15 protein-coding genes and 2 pseudogenes are annotated in these 17,634 nt (G+C 59.3%); 15 read left to right on the forward strand and 2 right to left on the reverse strand.

Translation table 11 applies throughout. The features are described from left to right. A protein-coding gene (locus IQ24_RS15835; protein ID WP_242008244.1) for an IS3 family transposase occupies positions 1-1,041 on the forward strand; the annotation gives its coding sequence in 2 pieces (ribosomal slippage) (positions 1-140 and positions 140-1,041; 1,042 coding nt annotated over the 2 pieces). This gene is flagged as partial in the annotation. Positions 1,042-1,059: 18 nt separating this feature from the next. After that, positions 1,060-1,210 (forward strand): annotated as a pseudogene (locus tag IQ24_RS15840) (integrase core domain-containing protein); the annotation flags it as partial. Between the two features lie 425 nt (positions 1,211-1,635). On the opposite strand, the gene aroA reads toward IQ24_RS15840, so the two are convergent. Continuing rightward, positions 1,636-2,967: a 3-phosphoshikimate 1-carboxyvinyltransferase gene (gene aroA / locus IQ24_RS15845; protein ID WP_145399264.1), complete on the reverse strand. Its 1,332-nt coding sequence runs from the start codon at positions 2,965-2,967 to the stop codon at positions 1,636-1,638. A gap of 238 nt (positions 2,968-3,205) precedes the next feature. Between aroA and IQ24_RS15850 the strand changes: the two genes are divergently transcribed. From IQ24_RS15850 to IQ24_RS15910, 13 genes are all read left to right on the forward strand, one after another. Continuing rightward, positions 3,206-4,624 (forward strand): NAD(P)/FAD-dependent oxidoreductase, encoded by a 1,419-nt coding sequence (locus IQ24_RS15850; protein ID WP_145399265.1) that lies wholly within the window; start codon positions 3,206-3,208, stop codon positions 4,622-4,624. A gap of 18 nt (positions 4,625-4,642) precedes the next feature. Then, entirely contained in the window at positions 4,643-5,323 is a 681-nt protein-coding gene (locus IQ24_RS15855) for an HAD family hydrolase (RefSeq protein WP_145399266.1), read from the forward strand. Then, positions 5,305-5,757, forward strand: coding sequence for a type II 3-dehydroquinate dehydratase (locus IQ24_RS15860; protein WP_145399267.1), 453 nt, complete (start codon positions 5,305-5,307; stop codon positions 5,755-5,757). The genes IQ24_RS15855 and IQ24_RS15860 overlap by 19 nt, the downstream gene beginning before the upstream one ends. Continuing rightward, the gene (locus tag IQ24_RS15865) at positions 5,754-6,584 is read left to right on the forward strand and encodes an ROK family protein (RefSeq protein WP_145399268.1); all 831 of its coding nucleotides are present in this window, start codon (positions 5,754-5,756) and stop codon (positions 6,582-6,584) included. The genes IQ24_RS15860 and IQ24_RS15865 overlap by 4 nt, the downstream gene beginning before the upstream one ends. Then, on the forward strand, positions 6,577-7,890 hold the full coding sequence (locus IQ24_RS15870; RefSeq protein ID WP_145399269.1) for a nucleoside/nucleotide kinase family protein: 1,314 nt from the start codon (positions 6,577-6,579) through the stop codon (positions 7,888-7,890). Before IQ24_RS15865 ends, IQ24_RS15870 begins: the two co-directional genes overlap by 8 nt. After that, positions 7,887-8,378: a shikimate kinase gene (locus IQ24_RS15875; RefSeq protein WP_145399270.1), complete on the forward strand. Its 492-nt coding sequence runs from the start codon at positions 7,887-7,889 to the stop codon at positions 8,376-8,378. Before IQ24_RS15870 ends, IQ24_RS15875 begins: the two co-directional genes overlap by 4 nt. A gap of 29 nt (positions 8,379-8,407) precedes the next feature. Then, on the forward strand, positions 8,408-9,571 hold the full coding sequence (locus IQ24_RS15880; RefSeq protein ID WP_145399271.1) for a DegT/DnrJ/EryC1/StrS family aminotransferase: 1,164 nt from the start codon (positions 8,408-8,410) through the stop codon (positions 9,569-9,571). After that, complete coding sequence (locus tag IQ24_RS15885; protein WP_145399272.1) at positions 9,568-10,665, forward strand: Gfo/Idh/MocA family protein; 1,098 nt, start codon at positions 9,568-9,570, stop codon at positions 10,663-10,665. The genes IQ24_RS15880 and IQ24_RS15885 overlap by 4 nt, the downstream gene beginning before the upstream one ends. Continuing rightward, positions 10,652-11,632: a DUF2156 domain-containing protein gene (locus IQ24_RS15890; protein ID WP_158637553.1), complete on the forward strand. Its 981-nt coding sequence runs from the start codon at positions 10,652-10,654 to the stop codon at positions 11,630-11,632. The genes IQ24_RS15885 and IQ24_RS15890 overlap by 14 nt, the downstream gene beginning before the upstream one ends. 19 nt (positions 11,633-11,651) lie before the next feature. Then, complete coding sequence (locus IQ24_RS15895; RefSeq protein ID WP_145399274.1) at positions 11,652-12,827, forward strand: acyl-CoA dehydrogenase family protein; 1,176 nt, start codon at positions 11,652-11,654, stop codon at positions 12,825-12,827. Further along, complete coding sequence (locus IQ24_RS15900; RefSeq protein ID WP_145399275.1) at positions 12,824-13,747, forward strand: nucleotidyltransferase domain-containing protein; 924 nt, start codon at positions 12,824-12,826, stop codon at positions 13,745-13,747. Before IQ24_RS15895 ends, IQ24_RS15900 begins: the two co-directional genes overlap by 4 nt. After that, positions 13,737-15,698 (forward strand): SDR family NAD(P)-dependent oxidoreductase, encoded by a 1,962-nt coding sequence (locus tag IQ24_RS15905; RefSeq protein ID WP_145399276.1) that lies wholly within the window; start codon positions 13,737-13,739, stop codon positions 15,696-15,698. Before IQ24_RS15900 ends, IQ24_RS15905 begins: the two co-directional genes overlap by 11 nt. Positions 15,699-15,794: 96 nt before the next feature. Further along, positions 15,795-16,970, forward strand: coding sequence for an MFS transporter (locus IQ24_RS15910; protein WP_145399277.1), 1,176 nt, complete (start codon positions 15,795-15,797; stop codon positions 16,968-16,970). Between the two features lie 361 nt (positions 16,971-17,331). Here the strand turns inward: IQ24_RS15910 and IQ24_RS15915 are convergent. Continuing rightward, positions 17,332-17,454, reverse strand: a pseudogene (locus tag IQ24_RS15915) (IS5/IS1182 family transposase); the annotation flags it as partial. Between the last annotated feature and the right edge of the window lie 180 nt (positions 17,455-17,634).

Raw genomic sequence — 17,634 nt, forward strand, 5'->3', positions numbered from 1 at the left:
GAGCACGCATTCGCTCTATGCCTGGAGGCGCAAGTTCGCGAAGGCGGTGTCGGGTGACACGGAGAAGGATGCCGAGATCCGGCGGCTGAAGCGGGAGCTGGCGCGGGTCTCCGAGGAGCGCGACATCCTAAAAAAGGCCACCGCGTATTTCGCCAGGGATGCAAAGTGAGATACGCGTTCGTGGCCGAGCATCGAGGTCAGTTTTCGGTGCGGACGATGTGTCGCTGCCTGCGCATCCAGCCGAGCGGGTTTTATGCGTGGCTGAAGGCACCGCTGTGCGCACGGGCGCAGGAGGACAGGCGCCAGATCGAGCTGCTGCAGAAGGCCTGGGCGGAGAGCGGCAAGGTCTACGGATACCGCAAGCTGCATGACGATCTGGTTGAACAGGGCGAAAGCATCTGTCCGAACCGCGTTTCTCGACTGGCGCAGCTTGCAGGGATCAAGGCGCAGATCGGCTACAGGCGCCGCCCCGGCAGCTATGGCGGCAAGCCGTCGGTCGTGGTCGACAATACCCTCGACCGGCAGTTCGACGTCGAGGCCTCGGACAAGGTCTGGGTGACCGACATCACCTACATCCGGACGCAAGAGGGGTTCGCCTACCTCGCGGTGGTCATCGACCTCTATTCCCGGCGCGTGGTCGGCTGGTCGATGCAAAGCAGGCAGACAACGGATGTCGTTCTGCAGGCCCTGCTCATGGCCGTCTGGCGGCGCAAGCCGAAGGGAAAGGTGCTGGTCCACTCCGATCAGGGCAGCCAGTTCACCAGCATGGATTGGGCTGCTTTTCTGCGCGCCTACAATCTTGAGCACTCCATGAGCCGCCGCGGCAATTGCCACGACAATGCCGTCGCCGAGAGCTTCTTCAACCTGCTCAAGCGCGAACGGATCAGACGTAGGACCTACCGGACCCGCGAAGAAGCAAGGCAGGACGTGTTCGATTACATCGAGATGTTCTACAACCCGAAGCGCAAGCATGCGAGGAACGGGATGCTGTCGCCTGCCGAGTTCGAGCGGCAGCAGATGATGAGACGCGAAGGCGTCTAAGAAACTCGGGGCTATTCAGAAGTCTTCTGCAGCCTCCGTGAGGCACAGATCCTGATCGAGCAATGGCGGAAGCACTACAATACGAAACGACCGCACAGCGGCATTGGGCTATCGCCCACCAGCCTCGGAAACCATTGTCTCGATGGACCAGAGGCCGATGATGCACTAACTTTTAAAACGAACCACTCAGCTTGGGCTGAACAGCTCGCGCTAGATCATGTACGGCGTGTCGATCTGTTCTTCCGTCGCCGGATCGAAGAAGGAGGGTGTGACTTCAGCAGGTGCCCGGACTTGAGCTGCCGCGCAAAGGCTGTTTCGGGGGCTGACGGATTTACGAAAAGATATTCTGCCCGGATCTGAAATCTGGTTCCGCAATCTTTGTCATGCGCGGGATAGACTGGGATAATTGTGCGATGGTCGTCGTCTCGCCCGTCCAGTTCATGCGGTTGGTGCTGCCGCTCGAGCCTATACCGGGCTTGCGCGGTTCTTTGGCGGCTTCATGCTATCGTATGGCTCGGCTCCAAGCGAGGGCCTTCAGGTGGCAGAACGGCGGCACCGGGCTAGTGAACCGCCTCGTGACCCGAAATCGGATCGCTACTCCGTTGGCACACGGGTGACGACCGCTCCGACGTCCCGGACGAGATCGAAGAACCGGGGGCAGGTTTTACCGACGCAGTTGGGGTGATCAAGGCTCACGCCGCTGCCAGCAAGGCCCAGCACGGTCAGCGCCATGGCCATGCGATGGTCGTCGCGGGTTTCCAGATCAGCGAAGCGCGGCTGGCCCGGCTGGATGGCCCATCCGTCGGGCCTTTCCGTGACCTCGATACCGGTGCGGCGCAGAGCGACGGTCATCGCGTCGACGCGATCGCACTCATGGTTGCGGATATGCTCCACCCCGGTAATCAAGATCGGGCCATCGGCAAAGGGCGACAAGGCCGCTACGGTCAGAGCTATGTCCGAACAATCGTTCAGATCGAAATGCTGGTTGCCCCTGAGCTTCGGCAGGTCCCCCGGCCGCGAGATCCTGACCTCTTTCGCGCCCAACCAATCGACCTTGCATCCGAGTTTTTGAAGTATCTCGATGAACCTGATGTCTGGCTGAAGGCTGTTACGGGACAGGTTCGGGATCGTGATCGAGCCGCCCAAGGCCGCAGGCAGGGCGGAGAAATAGGATGCTGTCGAGGCGTCGGCCTCCACCGATATGTCGCGAGCCACGTATCCGGTCGGCTCCACTACGATCCGTGACAGGTCTGGCGCGGCTTCGACGTTTGCACCCGCGGCGCGCATGCAGTCGATCGTGATATCCACGTACTGACGTTGCACGATGTGGCCGTCCGTCACAAAACTGAGCGGTCTATCCGCCTGAGGTGCAGCCAGCAGAAGGCCGCTCAGATACTGGCTGGAAATGCTGCCGGAAACGTTGGTCTCAGCAGCGGCCAAGCAGCCCCCTTGCACCGCCACAGGCAGGTAGCCGGGGCGGCCGAGCGACCTTATACTGTCCGGGGCAAGTCTGGCCAGCGCGTCGAAAACCCCTTTCATAGGACGGCTCTTCATCTGTTCGCTGGCCGTCAGCGTCCAGCTTCCAGCAGCGCCAAGGGACAGGATACAGGGCAGGAAACGGGCAATTGTCCCGGCTGATCGAACGTCGATTTCGGCTTGGCTGACTGGTCTTTCGCGTCCGATCCCCCGGATCGTGACGCACTCATCGGCTTCCTCCACCGCGCATCCAAGGACGCGGGCTGCCTCGATCCCCGCTCTGGTATCGTCGCTTTGCAGCGGGTTGCGGATCGTGGAAACCCCTTCGCTGCAAAGGGCGATCATGATTGCCCTGTTAGTGATGCTCTTGCTCGTAGGGACCAAGACTCTTCCATCCAGATTGCCAGAGAACTTCTGGACGATCACTCTGTCGCCGGAACCTGCTTGCATGCCTGAGATCTTGTCTTCTGTTAAGGAAAAATCAGCCTGAACTACTTCTCTACCAAGGGGAGGACAAGCTGCTTCGGTTACCCGATGAGGCTGCCTTCGGGGTCAACACTGTCGTTTTCACCCTTGGGCGGCGCAATAGCCAACAAGTCTTCATGCTTGCAAAGAGGCAGTCGATGATGCATACATATAGTACATAAGCGCCGTCAACAATTGTTTTTTGGTTAGTGGTGGGACGCGTATGAGGCATGACGTAATTGTTGTGGGGGGCGGCGTAATTGCGCGCTGCGTGGCCCTTGAACTCTCTTCTCGTGGCCTGTCAGTTGCGACCGTCAGCAAGAGCAGCACGTTGGACAGAACAGCAAGTGTTGCTGCCGGCGCGATGCTAGGTGCTTTTGCCGAATTCGTTCAGTCGAAATGGCTGTTCGCGGATCAGGAAGAAGCCAGGCTCCGAATTTCTGCCGGACGCATGTGGGAAGAGTGGTTCCGTACCCATATATCGGGGTCTCAGGCTGATACCGCGATTCGCCGGGGAACCTTCATCGTCGCGAACAACACTGGCTCGCATGATGACGAGAACATCCACTTCATCAAGGCGCAGGCGGACGCTTGGGCTGAGAAGAATCAATGGGTCGATCCGCGGGATGTTCCCGGGCTAGAACCGCACAAACTGGCGCGCCCGCAGCGGGTGCTTTCGCTGCCGACTGAGGGCTACATCGAAAGCCGTGTGCTTATGCAAGCGCTCTGTGCGGCGATCGGGGCCGATCCGGCGATTACGGAAATCGATGAAGATGTGACCGCGATCGACGCCGCGTCGAGGGGTGGCACCGTTCGCACCCTCGCGGGGCAGGCCCTTCATGGTCAGATCATTGTGGTGGCCGCCGGCGCGAACACCCTGCGTCTGCTTCCGTGGCTCGACCTGCGGGTCAAGGGCCGGCCGTTGACGATGCTGGGCGGGCGCGGGACTAGCATGGTCGTGGACTCGACGATTCCCTTCCCAGGCGTTCTTCGCACCCCCAATCGGGATTTCGCCTGCGGCAGCCACGTGGTGCCCCTGAGTGACGGCCGGATCTACATCGGCGCAACTAACAGGCTGGAGAAAAATGATTTTTCAGATCCGAAGCCATCGGTCGGGGAACTTCATGCCTTGTGTCACTCACTGGCCAATGAAATCAGTCACCAGCTTCGGTTGGCCCCTGTCCTGGAAATGCGGGCGGGATACCGCCCGATTTCCTCCGACGGATATCCGCTGTTCGGGCACACCGGGCACGATGGCATTCTGATCGCGTCCGGAACCTATCGGAACGGCATCCTGATGGCTCCTGCGATTGCGCGCTCGGTCGCCGACGACATCCTCTCGGGCGGGCAGCGCGACGGCGGAGTGTTCTCTCCGCTGAACCGGGATCGTCTGCATAATGACAGGAATCCCGACCACGAACTGCTGGGCAGCGTCGGGCAGATGGTGTCATTCTTGCAGGAACCCGACGGGAAGCTGCCGTTCAATCGCGCATGCGAACTTGAAAGCCTGATCCGCGGGCTGCTTGGGAATGCCCTGTGCGGTGGCGAGTTCTCACAGGTGCAAGATGTCGTCCGCGGCATGCTCGACAGATACCCTATTCAGGAGGCCCTTCCGCTAATTCTCTATGAAATGAGCCAATAGCAGCGCGAGATCGGTTTCATGTCTAAAGCCCCCAACGACAGCGCATTGCCGCAATTGGTCATCTTTGATCTGGACGGCACAATACTGGACAGTTCTCAGGCTATGCGGGATTCATTCGAACGTGCTTTTCGAAAAGTCGTACCGAATGCACAGACAATTCCATTTCACGAAGTGCAGGCCCGACAAGGGATAGCATTCAGAGAGATAGTTTCCGAAATGAGTTGGCCTCCAATTCTGGCGGAGGCCTTCACGGAAGAAAATATAAAGAACATCTCGGCCAATCAGCTTTATCCGGGCGTGAAAGAGGCTCTTGAGGGACTATCCCGAAACGGTATCCTTCTAGGTCTTTGCACCGGCAAAGATCGAGCCCGAACCCTGCTTCTGTTACGGGAACTCGGTCTCAGTGGACTATTCCACGCTATTGTCTGCGGAGATGACCCCTGTCCGGGCAAACCTGCCCCCGACGGCTTGCAAAAGATTATCTCGGAAACACATTCGGACACCGATTTCAGCCTCTTCGTGGGGGACTCACGGGTGGATTGGCTGGCCGCTGCAAATGCCGGGATGAGGTTCTTGGCTGTACGGTGGCCGGACCAGGTGACGACTTCAATTGCCAGCGAGCTCTGCCCACGGATCGACGGCTCAGACTTAGTTCGGCGTTTGCGCTCCGGAGATTTCTCGTGCCTGATATCCTGCTGATCAATGGCCCGAACCTAGGTCGTCTAGGTCAACGCAAGCCCGAAATCTACGGATCGGTCACGCTGGCAGAAATCGAGCGGTGCGTGCAGTCGTCGGCTGCCGGTGTCGGCCTGTCTGTAGACTGTTTCCAAAGCGACGTGGAAGGTGAAATTATCAGGTACCTGAACGGTCGGCGGGATGCTCAGGGACTGATTCTGAACCCCGGGGCGCTGATGATGAGCGGCTGGTGTCTGCGTGATTGTCTCGAGGATTGCGCGGCCATCAAGATCGAAGTCCATATATCGAACATCTTTGCCCGCGAACAGTTTAGAACCCAATCCGTTCTTGCTGGCGTTATGAACGGCATGATCGCGGGGCTCGGGGCACGATCCTATCAGCTGGCGCTTACAGCGATCCGGGACATGCTGCCCGAAGGCAGAGGATTGGCCGGATGATGTCGGTAGGCACAGAGTTTCTGGCCTTGGATCTGGGCGCAACAAAACTGGCGTATTGCAAGTCGGTGACCGCAATGTTGCCAAACGTTGACAGGATTGAACTGCCCCGATGCGGCCGTGCGGATGAAGAATTCGCCGCGCTTTCCGGCAGGCTGGAATCCTTGCCCCCGGTCAGCGGCGTGCCGGTGATTTGCGTCGCGCCGAGCCTAAACGCGGCTGGGCAGGTTCTGTCCTGGCCCAACCGCCCTTACTGGAAAGGCTTTCCGCTGATCGCGAGCTTGGAGAAGCTGCTGGGCACAAAGGTCCGCTGGCTTGGTGACGGCGAAGCGGCGGCGCTGGCGAATGCGGGCGATCAACGTGGGCTGAGCTACGTGTCCTTGCAGTTCGGAACCGGGGTTGGCGGCGCGATAGTCTGCAATGGCCAGGTGCTACGGCTCGGGCCGATCAATTGTGAACTTGGGCATATCATTGTCGATGGCGGCGGACCTATTTGCACATGCGGCGCGCGCGGCTGCCTGCAGGCCGTCTGGCAAGGCTATTGTCGCGGCGAGATCTCGCTCGAAAGACTGCTGGACCTGCTGGCGGTGATGATCGCGAATCTGGCGCGGATCTTCCCCGGCAGCCAGATCACGCTGGGCGGCCGCATTTTCGACGTGGACGGCAAGGACGTGGACGGCAAGCTGGTTCAGTACCTCGCACGCGGGGTTAGAGCCTCCTGCCCGCAGGAAGAGTGGCTGCCAACCATCCGGACATCCGTGTTCGGACCGAACGCCCCGATTGCGGGCGCACTCCGCGAGGCGGTGCGGCTGGGAAACGAACATGTTTGACCCGATAGCAAGTCCGCTCCGCATCGCCTTCGAAGGTGTGGATGGCGTTGGCAAAAGCACGGTCATTCGGGCCGTCCGCGATCGGCTGTCACAGGGATCCGAGGTCCTCGTCGACACGATGGCCCCTGTGATGCTCGATCTGCTCAAGCGATATGGCCAATCGGTTGCTGGGGACCCGCAGGCGTATTGGACCCGGGTATCGCGTCGGACCAAGACGCAGTGCTTCCTGACCGAGGGAATAGCGCGGTCCAGGTATCTTCGCGACGACTACCGGCAGTTCGACGTCATCCTGTATGACCGCTGGTGGCAGACATTTCGCGTCTACAGCAAGGGCAACGACGAATTCGACCATCGCTGCCGCTTTCTAGCGCAGAACCTGCCGTCCGTCGATGTCCTGTTCTATCTGCACAACGATCCCGCAACATGCGCAGCGCGGCTGATCGCCGACGACGACTGGCTGGTCAGGGAAGTTGGCGTAGACAATATCGCCGGCTTTCTGGCTGTTCTGCATACCGAATACCGACAGGTTCTCGATAACGATCGCTCGGTCATCGACATCGACACGCGCGGCCGATCGGTGGACGACATCGCGGATCAGATCGTGCAGAGCATCGCGACACGGTTGAAGGTGCAAGGTGCATTGAGGGTACAGGCCAGCCAGGACCGGGTCACATTTCCGACGAAGTTTCAGCTGCCCGAAATGCCGATCTACGCGGTGGAAGGGATGGACGGCGCGGGCAAGACCACGGTCTGTTCCCTGTTGCGCTCCGAACAGTCGCCGTCGGTTGACCTGTGCCGTCTGAGCGAGGTCAGCCTCGCAATGTTCAAGCAGGCGGGTACGGCGGCTGGCAGACTGCCAGCCTCGGCCGCCATCCGCGAGCAGTTCGAAGATGAATTCCGCCACCAGACCTACATTATCGACGGGCTTGTCCAGCTGTCCTGCTTGGCAGGCGGTCGGACGTTCGCGCGGGCGCTGTTCTTTGATCGATGGTTTCCGGCCTTCGCGCTGTACCAGGACCGGATTCTGTCGGACAGGGGACTGTTTGACTTCCTGTTGTCGATGTTCCCGCAGCCTGAAACGCTGTTTTACATCGATCTCGATCCCGGAATTGCGACAGCACGACTGCGCGAGCGCGGCGACTGGATGATCCAGTCATACGGTGAGACGGGGACACGCGATAGGCTTGCCCGGATGCGGGACATCTATTCGGTGAGGATCGCCACTATGGGCAATGTCAGGGCGCTGGATGGCCAAGACTTGCCGGCCAATCTGGTGGACCAAATCACGCGGGGCATGGCGCCATGATCGTCCTGCTGGGTATGCCCGGATGCGGGAAAAGCACGCTGGCACAAGCCCTGGCTGTGGAAACCGGCGTGCCTTGGTACGACACTGATGCTTGTCTGCAGGATCAGCATGGCAATGTTCTGGGTCCGCGCCCCGGCCCCGAACAATGGAGGCGATTCCGCGAATTAGAACACGCTCTGATCCGCGATCTGGCACAGGAGCCGGCCGGGTGCCTGTCGCTGGGCGGCGGAGCTTGGCAAAGCGCCGAGACCCGCCGGGTGCTGCTGGCCCGCCATATCTGCATCTACCTGCGCTGCGATCTCGATGAGCTTGCAGAGCGCCTGAAACATGGCGGGCGCGTCATGTTTGCCGGGGGCGACATCCGGCAGCAGCTTATCGGGCTCCTACAGCAGCGCGAGCCCGAGTATCGCCTGGCGCACCACACGGTCGATATCACCAACCGTCATTCGACAGATCTACTTGCCCTACTTCACTGCCTTCGCGGCTGAACCCGCCTTAATTCTAAGGAGCGAAGCAAATGAGTTTTGAATACCTGGAGTGGCCGAGATTCGGCGATGCAGAACGCATCGCCCTGACAACAGTACTGGACAGCGGGAAATGGTGGCGCAATGAGGGCCAGTTCGTGGCTCAAGTCGAGTACCTGCTTGCCGAGGTCGAGCAGGCAAAATACGCGTTGGCAGTGTCCAACGGAACGCATGCGCTGGAGCTGGCGCTGATGGCGACGGACGTCCCACGCGATAGCGCGGTGGTGGTTCCGGCGCTCACGTTCTATTCGTCGATGGCCAGCATCCAGAAACACGGTGCCTATCCGGCGATTGCCGACGTGGATCTCGAGACTTGGGCGCTTGCCGCGGGTTGGGACGACCACCTGAAGCCGGGGGCTTGCAGCGCGGTGATGCCGGTGCACTATGGCGGCGTGCCCGCGCCCGTTGACGAGATCGGGAAAGTTGCGGCGCGCATCGGTGCCGTCATGATCCAGGACACTGCCCACGGGCCGGGGATCCGTTGCGGCGGCGCGCCTGTTACGGCTTACGGCGACGCCAGTTGCTATAGCTTCCAAGCGGCCAAGCTACTACCCGCTGGTGAGGGTGGCGCCGTTATCTTCCGGGACAAAGACGTATTCGACCGTGCACGGCTGATGCACAACTGTGGCCGGGCGATTGATGAAACCGGCTATGACCATCGCGAAATCGGCTCGAATTATCGCATGAACGAGTTTTCGGCGGCGGTCCTTTCAGCCCAGTTCGGGCGTTTCGAGGAGCTCGCCAAGATTCGGGCCCGCAATATCGCAAAATTCTGTGAACGGCTGTCGGGCAACCCTCTGGTGACCTTCCAGAAATGTCCAGGTAACGGCTCTCTCGCGTCGCAGTACTTGGTTCAGGCCCGGCTGCCATCGACCGCGCGTGCAGAGCTGCGGGATGCAATCGTCCGCGAGTTGCAGCACCAAGGCATCCCGGCCAATCGCGTCTACCCCGCCCTTTTTGAGCTGAAATCCTATTGGTTGAGGCCTGAACCGGGGACTACGCAGGGCGATCTGTTGGACCGCTGCCCCAACGCAGCCCTCATCTCTAGAACCGGGCTTTGTTTTCACCACAAGATGTTTCTTGCCGAGCCGGACAGGATTGACGCAATGGCCGACGAGGTCGCGCGGACCATCGGCGAAACGATGATGTCCGCATGAGCCGGACCGTGCTGTTCTACGGATGCGGCTGGGCGGCCACCAACATCTGGATGCCGAACCTGCGACGGGCGGGGAGCTTCGATTTTCTGTGTATCGATCAGCACTTGTTTGCACAGGCCGCCGCGCGGGGTGCAGTGCCGCCCTGTCTGGTGCTGGATAGCGTCGAGGACCTCGCCGCGCAGACCATCGACTTGGCCATCGTGGCCTCACCCAACAGCAGCCATGCGGAACACGCCCAAGCGCTGCTGACGCGGGGCATCACGACAATCGTGGAAAAACCCGTCTGTCTGTCGCGACAGGACTGCGCGGCGATGTCCGACACCGCACGGAGCTCTGGCGCGCAACTGCTTCGAAGCTGCGCGTCGTGCTATGACCCGCATTTCCGGGCGTTTGTAGACCTTGTGGCAGGTTTCGACGTGTCGGAGATCTTGACCGTCCGAGCCGAATGGACCCGTACCGCGGGCGTTCCGTCGTCGAAATGGCTGACGTCGGCCCGCCACGCCGTGGCCGGATCGTCGCTCGACTTGGGTTGGCACTTGCTGGAATGCGTGGCGATGTTGCTTGGGTACCAGGAGATGGACCTCAAGGATGCCTCGTTCAGGTTTCCCGACGCCAGCGGAACCGCGTTCGCACGATGGTACGGGACTGAGGCAAGCGGGCCGGAACCGGTGGTCGACGTCGATTTGGCAGCCAGCCTGTGCTTAGAAACGGCCGGCGGTACGTCGGTCGACATCAAGACGTCCTGGGACGAGGAGGTTAGCAATGATGCCGTCAGGTTCACGGTTGCGGGAGACCGGTTTGCGCTGGAACTGGAGACGATTTTCGGTCTTTCGCGCAACGGTCCTCGGCAGATGGGCATTACGGGTCACCGCCATGGCGAACGGGTGGATATCCGCCTAGCTGCCAAAACGCCCGGGCGAGCGCACGAGATCATGATCCGGCAGTACGCAGCTGCGGGTTTCGATCCCGAACTGCTTGATCAGGATCTCGGTCAACTGGCGGTTCTAGCGACGGCTGCCGAACAGATCATCAGCCAGCATGACGCATGCCGCGAGCAGGCCCTGGGCAGCGGAGATCACCATGTATCTGGCTGAAACCGATCTGAAACATCTGCTTCGCCAGTTCGGGGATTTTTCGCTCGCCGCATCGGTGGCGCAGCCAGGCATGAAGTTCCACGGCACGCCTGACGGCGGCGTGTTCTTTGCGGAATGGAGAAGGCAGCGACGCAGCATGCGCTTTGTGCTCGGCGATCCGATAGCCGATCAAGCCGACTGGCCTGCGCTGATAGACGGGTTCCTGCTGCAATCCGAAGACGCGGTTTTCCTCAATATCGGCGAGGTTCTGGCGAAATTTCTCACAGAGCGCGGTTTCTATAGAAACTGCATTGGCTGGGAAGCACTGATCGAGCTGGAAGCTTACGACTTCTCCGGCCCGCGAAAGCAGAATATCCGCAATGCCGTGCGCCGTTGCGAATCCAACGGCTATATCGTGGAGGAAGCTGGCCCTGAGACCGAGGTCTGGCTGGAAATAGACCGGGTTTCCCAAGACTGGCTGGCCAGAAAGTCTATCTCTAGGCCCGAGAACAGGCTGATCACCCGGCCGATGCTGCCATACAATCAGGGGCAGAGAATTTTCCTACTGCGCGACGATGACGGCCGAGTAGTGCATTTCGTGACTTTTGACGAGTTTCACAGGAGCGGCGAGCTTGTCGGGTACCATGCCAACATCAATCGGGGATTGTCGACGTCTCCCAAGAACGCGGACTATGCGATCCTCGCTCATGTGATTGGGCATCTGCAATCCGAAGGGGTCCGTTATCTGTCGCTGGGGCTATGCCCGGATTTCGCTTTTGCCCGGAACGCGAAAACCGAAAACCTGTATCTGTCGCTGTGCTTGGAGGCCGGGTCGAAACTTGGCCGTAGCGTCTATGACTTGGCGGGGATCACGCAGCACAAGGCCGAATTCCGCGCCGGGATCAAACGTAGCGTTTTCGTTTCCACAAGAAACCCGTGGCCGCTGCCCAGCGTCGCGCGGACGCTCTGGGCGATGAACCTCGTTTGAGTGAAATGGAGGAGAGTAGATGAAGAGCATTTTCGATCAGCGCTTCAAAGGGCTCGAGAAACTTGATGATATCGTCGCTCTGGCCGAAATCGGTGCCCAAACCGAGAACCTGCGGGACTTCTATGACGCCTTTCGCGACAGCGAGATTCCTTTCCTACAGGAAACTTACGGCAGCGATATCGGGCAGCTTTTCCGCGCCACGGTGACATCCCTGCACGAAATCGGCATCAGTTCGCCGGCAATTGCGCTCGGCGTCTCGCAGCATATGGCGTCGATGTTTGCCTTCGGGATTGCCAAGGCGATCCTGAGCAGCGACACCCGGTCGTTCCAGATGATGGATGCGCTTCTCGGCGAGGTGCACCGGAACCGGCATCTTCTGGCAAATACCACCTCGCACGCGGGCAACCAGCAGATCGGCGCGTCCGGATCAAGTATTCGGAAGGTCGCGGACGGTTACCTGGTTGAGGGATATTCGACCTACATGTCGCTGGCGCTGGAAGCTGACAAGGTAGTCTTTCTGTCACGCAGCGAAGACGGCGAATTGCTGGCCGTCATTAGCGATCTGAAGGGAAATCCCGGCCTGAACATCGAGAAGGACCTTCTGTTTGGCAATCATCTCGCGCTGGCGGATACGCGTCGGCTAACGTTCAACAGGTTTGTCGCTTCCGCCGACCAGGTGATCGGCCCCGATCCGAACCTGAACGCGTTCTATCTGGTGCAGTTGATCTGCCACAACCTTTGTGTGGCCGCCCTGTATCTTGGTGGTGGTGCTCGTCTGCTGAAAGAAGCGATCAAATTTTCGCACGCCACGCGCCTGCCGGACGGGAGAGTCCTGGCGCAATCCGAGATGCAACAGGCAAACCTCGGCAGGCTCGGAATCATTTATTTCAACTCAGCACAGCTGATCCTTGCCGCGGGTGCGAGCCTATCTGACTTTCAGGCCGCCGGCTCTCTCGATGCCGGGCTCGCGGGTTCTATCCTGTCAAGAATATCCGCAACGAAATACGCGGTTGCGCAGAATGTGGAGCGGATCGCGACCGAGACGCGCAAGATCGTCGGTGCCCGCGCCTTCATGGACAATCACCCGATCGGACGGATCAACAATGAAATCGTGTTCGGTGCCCTAGGGCCTGCCACCGAAAAGCTGATCGAACTCAAGTTCGGTGCCGCACTCCTGGGCGCGGAGAAAGAATGATGAAGAACTCCGAAAAGACGGCCGATTTCATTGAAGAGCTTCAGAGATCCGAGAACATTATCGACTTGTTGCGGAACCGGGGGCTCCACCTCACCAAGTTTGCCGGAAAGCTGACCGGCGACGCGGAAACCGTCGGTATCCTGTTGGTCGGATCGGTGGCAGAAGGCTACGCCACCGATGCCTCCGATATCGACTTCCTGATCCTGTCATATAGCAACCGTGACGAGGTCGATTTTTCGACGTCCCTTTCGATCGAATCCGGGAATTCGCTGGAGACCCTTACCTACCTCGACGGTGTGGAAATCAACACGGAGGTCGTTCTGTGGGATGATCACGTAACGATTGCCGAGTCGCTTGCGAAGTTGTCTGCCGACGTCGCGCTGAACCGGCACATCAGCAAGATGCCAATGATCGACAACTACACTCTACGGTTTCTGCATCGCCTGCGGACTGGAATTGTCGTTTACGGGGAAGATGTTATTGAACAGTTCCGGACGGATTTTCACATCGACTCGCTGCCGCTCTACATCTCGATAAAGAAATTCGTTCTGGCCCGGGAATCGCTGGAGGATGCCAAATCCGCGGATCCTGAAGTCTTCGGTCTGATCGAGTTCATCTGCCGCGACGTGATCGAACATTGCTGCCTGTCGCTGGCGGCCGCGAACGGGTTTACCTCCCAGAGCCGACGCTTTGTCCTGAACTGGATTGCGGATCTGACCGAGGCAGAACAGGAATTCCCGCTGTTCGTGCGTTTGCGCGAAAGGTTGATCGGCATCGTGCCGCTTCCGCCTGCGGAAAAGTCCGCGCTGGTCGACGAGATCGAAGGCCTGGTCCAGGCGACGATGTCTGTGCTGCAGATGGACCACACGAGGCGGCGTCTTCTGGATCAGATATTTGCGGACATCTCATATGCACAGTGACAACGCTTCGCGATACTACGTCATCAGCGGTGCGTCGGGGTTTCTCGGCAGGCAGCTACTGGCGACGCTGGCCAGCGCCGATCCGTCGGCCCGGATCTTTGCGCTGATTGGTCGTTCGCAGGCCGGGGACCTGCTCGATTGGCTGCGCCGCAACAACATCGACGCCAGCAACGTCACCGTTCTTGCCTCAAAATTCGAGCACGAGAATTGCGGGCTTGCGGCCGACGCCTTCGCCAGTCTGGAACCCGGCGAAGTCCATTTCTTTCATTGCGCCGCGCATTACGATCTTTCGGACGACGATCGAGAGAAATGCATGGCGGCCAATGTGACGGGCACGTCGAACGCGATCAAGCTCGGCCGGCAACTGAGTGCAAAATCCTTCAACCATATGAGCACTATAGCGGTTTCGGGCGAATATTATGGCGTTTGGTCGGAAACGCATTTCGACGAGGCCGGAGCGTGGCGCAGCAACTATGGCCGGACCAAGCACATGGCCGAAGCGCTGGTTCGGGATGCGCGGTTCCCGGTCGCAAACATCTTTCGTCTTGGTGTTCTGGTCGGCGACGCGCGGACCGGGCAGCATTTCAAGTCAGATGGGATCTATGGCTTTTTCCCCGCCCTGGAAGGCATCCTGAAATGCCTGCCGTCGGGCACGCCACTGCCGTCTTTCGGATGGGGCAGTATTCCGATCTGCCCCGTCGACCATGCCGCCACGTCAATCGTTGCCCTGACCGCCGCTGCGGACTCGGGGGTAAATGTGTTTCACCTGTTCGAGGACGACATTCTCAGGGTTGATGACATCCTCGAGGCCCTGATTGGAGCCGCCGACCACAACCATGCGGTCTTTCCGAGCGGGCTGTCCCATCTTGTCGGCCGCTACAACGTCCTGACACCGCACGACAGGGTACTTCGGCAGCTCAAGGAAGAGGTCTTCGATGTTCTGAAGGACTTTGACATTCCGGTCGAATTGCTGCCTGAAATCAACCATCCGACCCAGTTCACGAATGCCGCGACATCCCGGCGGCTTCGGCAGTTGGGCGTTTCCTCGCCCAAGTTCAACGACTATGCGCCGCGTATCTGGCGTTCTTGGCAGGCACAGCAGACGATCGACGCAAATGCGCGCGCTTCGACCCGTTTCGAGGGCGCGAACGTGTTGCTGACCGGCGGGACTTCGGGCATCGGCAGAACTATCGTTCAGAAGCTGTTTGTCCGGAATGCCAATATCGTAGTTCTTGGCAGGAACCACGAAGCGTTTTGCCAGCTTCACGAGGCATTGGGACGTCCGCCGCAAAATAGGCTTCGGTTCATCGAATGCGACCTGATGGACGACGACTCGATTGCCGATGCGCTGTCCCGTCTCGATTCCGAGGGTTGGACACCCGAGATCTTCGTTCATGCGGCGGGCATTTCCATCGCACGACATTTCCTAAAGATGTCCGAGCAGATCGAGGAAACAAGACGGATGACGCAGGTCAATTTCCTGTCGGCCGCCACGATCATCCGCAAGATCCTTCCTGCGATGATCCAGCAGGGCAGTGGGCACATCGTTTCGCTGTCGTCGATTTCGTGCCAGATGGACGTCGCCGAATATGCCAGCTATTCGGCCAGCAAGGCAGGCTTGGATCAACTCATGACGGTGTTGCGAGCCGAGCTCTTTGGCAAGGGCATCCGGTTTTCCATTCTGCACTTGCCTTTGGTCAGAACACCGATGACGCAGCGCAACATCCGCCTGCGGGACGTTCCAATGCTGTCGGACGAAGCTGCGGCCGCACGGGTCATTGACGCCATAGTTCAGCAGCGTTTTCGCACCAGCGAACCATACGGCCTATTTTTTGCAGTTATGAAACAGGTGTTTCCAAACGGTTCGCTGGCGGCATCAGCGCTCATCTGGCGGGTTTTTGCGCGTCTCCCTTATTGGGCGCGAGTGCTTGGGAAGTCCGACCTCCGATGACGTCGGCGAGCGATCCGGGTTAGCCCCTACCCGGCGCCGCGGAGCGGGGGCTTGGGCCAGGTGCCTGGGCAAACGGCAATTTGAGGGCGGTTCAGCGTGTCTCGCAAGAAGATCATCATGATATCGGTCCTGCTGGCCTCGTTTTCGCAGATGGCTGCCTACATCTGCGTGCCGGCGCTGCCGCTGCTTTCCGCCCTGTTCCCGTCAGGCAAAAGCGCCGTGATCGTGTCGATGTATCTCTTGTGCGCGGCAATCGGGCAGCTGGTTTGGGGGATATTGAGCGACCACTCCGGTCGAGCTCTGACACTCCGGTGGGGCTTGGCGCTGGGAACGGTCGGGACGATATTGTGCATCCTGTCCGACGACTGGCTGATGCTTCTCTTTGGAAGAGCCTTGCAGGCTCTGGGGTTTTCATCGTGCCTCGTCAATTCGCGTGCGATCATCCGGGACAACTGCGAAACAGATGAACTGCAACAGACCTTTGCCGCGACCACAGTGTGGATTGCCATCATTCCCACGCTCACGCCGATCGCAGGTGGCGTGCTGTCGGACGTGTGGGGCGCGCGCGCGCCGTTCGTGCTGACCTTTCTTACCGCAGCCCTAGTGTGGATCGTCGTTGTTCGGGGCCTCGGCAAGACCACGCCTGCCGGCGCCCCCCTCAGCGCGAAGCCGTCCCGGCGTGTATTGCACGCAGTGGCACGTCCTGCGATCTGGGGCAGTGTGCTGGGCGCACTTCATTTCGGCGCGCTGAGCGCGTTCCTGTCCAATGCGCCAGACGTCGCGCAACACCTGAAACTCTATGCGCCGACTGCCTTTGGCCTGTTTCTGGGGTCGATGACCCCGCTGTTCATTCTGGGAGCCGTTGTTGCCAGAAAACGGCCCGCAGCAGTTCGCATCGACAAGGTGCCTGTGCTGATCCTCGTGCAGGTCGGTTGCGTCGTTGTGTCAATGACAGCAATCAGGGCGGATGCTCCGCTCTCTGCACTTAATCTGGCCGCAATCAGCCTTTTTTCCGTTTTGCAAGGCATGATACTCCCGGCGATCATTTCCTATGTCATGAGTGTGGAGCCGGGATACGGCGGGCGCGTGTCGTCACTGTTTGGGTCTATCCAGATGGCTGGAGGCGCACTGGGGATTTGGGTGGCCCAACGCATGCTGCTGATATGGTCTGACATTGGGATGCATGCCGTGATGCTAGTGTTTTTGACATCGGCCGGTCTGGTTTCGCTGCTCATGCTAGGTGGGCAACGCCCACCCGAATGGAGCCCTTGATCTGAGATCCGACATTCCGCCAGTCTTTGGAGATACCAAGAGAAGTTTTCGCTAAAGGGTGGATTGCTTGCCTACGCCTCAAAAGTTTTTTCACATCGTTGCTGAACTCATATGACTCGAATATCAGAGTTGCTTCCTGGCTAGTGATGAGGGTGCGCGATTACGCTACCGATCAGGACAGGGTGATTTGGCGGCAGAGAAGGTTCGACGGCGGGCTCATTCTCCCCGCCATAACCTTCAAGGATATCGATAAATATCAACAAATTAAGAATATCATCGGTTGCTGGAGGTAGCACATGTTGCGGGTCGCTAACTGTTGCGGGTCGCCAGCTTCCGGACAAAAGTGCACTAGGCTTAGGACTCATAGCCAGTATTTGACGAGTGCGGCGAGTGCGATGGCTGAGAGGAAGACCTTCGGGCATCTGTCGTATCGGGTTGCCACACGCCGCCAATCTTTCACTCTGCCGAACATGATCTTGAACCGCTCCGGGTTTGCCGGAGGCTGATTTTTGTTAGTTACGCGGCCATGGGTTCAGTTTCCAGAGCTGCGTAGAAGTTGGCCTCGGCTTCTGTGCATATGTAAGGAAAGAAAGCATGAAATTAAGCCCGGCGTCAGTCACGTTCACCGCACAGTAGAGTGCGGCGGGCGTCCAGATACGCCGCA

It is taken from the genome of Paracoccus sulfuroxidans, assembly GCF_007830335.1.
GTDB lineage: Bacteria > Pseudomonadota > Alphaproteobacteria > Rhodobacterales > Rhodobacteraceae > Paracoccus > Paracoccus sulfuroxidans.

Coding starts and splice junctions, on each gene's coding strand:
- aroA (WP_145399264.1), bottom strand. CDS start 2,967: ATGCAAGCAGGTTCCGGCGACAGAGTGATCGTCCAGAAGTTCTCTGGC.
- IQ24_RS15850 (WP_145399265.1), top strand. CDS start 3,206: ATGAGGCATGACGTAATTGTTGTGGGGGGCGGCGTAATTGCGCGCTGC.
- IQ24_RS15855 (WP_145399266.1), top strand. CDS start 4,643: ATGTCTAAAGCCCCCAACGACAGCGCATTGCCGCAATTGGTCATCTTT.
- IQ24_RS15865 (WP_145399268.1), top strand. CDS start 5,754: ATGATGTCGGTAGGCACAGAGTTTCTGGCCTTGGATCTGGGCGCAACA.
- IQ24_RS15870 (WP_145399269.1), top strand. CDS start 6,577: ATGTTTGACCCGATAGCAAGTCCGCTCCGCATCGCCTTCGAAGGTGTG.
- IQ24_RS15875 (WP_145399270.1), top strand. CDS start 7,887: ATGATCGTCCTGCTGGGTATGCCCGGATGCGGGAAAAGCACGCTGGCA.
- IQ24_RS15880 (WP_145399271.1), top strand. CDS start 8,408: ATGAGTTTTGAATACCTGGAGTGGCCGAGATTCGGCGATGCAGAACGC.
- IQ24_RS15885 (WP_145399272.1), top strand. CDS start 9,568: ATGAGCCGGACCGTGCTGTTCTACGGATGCGGCTGGGCGGCCACCAAC.
- IQ24_RS15890 (WP_158637553.1), top strand. CDS start 10,652: ATGTATCTGGCTGAAACCGATCTGAAACATCTGCTTCGCCAGTTCGGG.
- IQ24_RS15895 (WP_145399274.1), top strand. CDS start 11,652: ATGAAGAGCATTTTCGATCAGCGCTTCAAAGGGCTCGAGAAACTTGAT.
- IQ24_RS15900 (WP_145399275.1), top strand. CDS start 12,824: ATGATGAAGAACTCCGAAAAGACGGCCGATTTCATTGAAGAGCTTCAG.
- IQ24_RS15905 (WP_145399276.1), top strand. CDS start 13,737: ATGCACAGTGACAACGCTTCGCGATACTACGTCATCAGCGGTGCGTCG.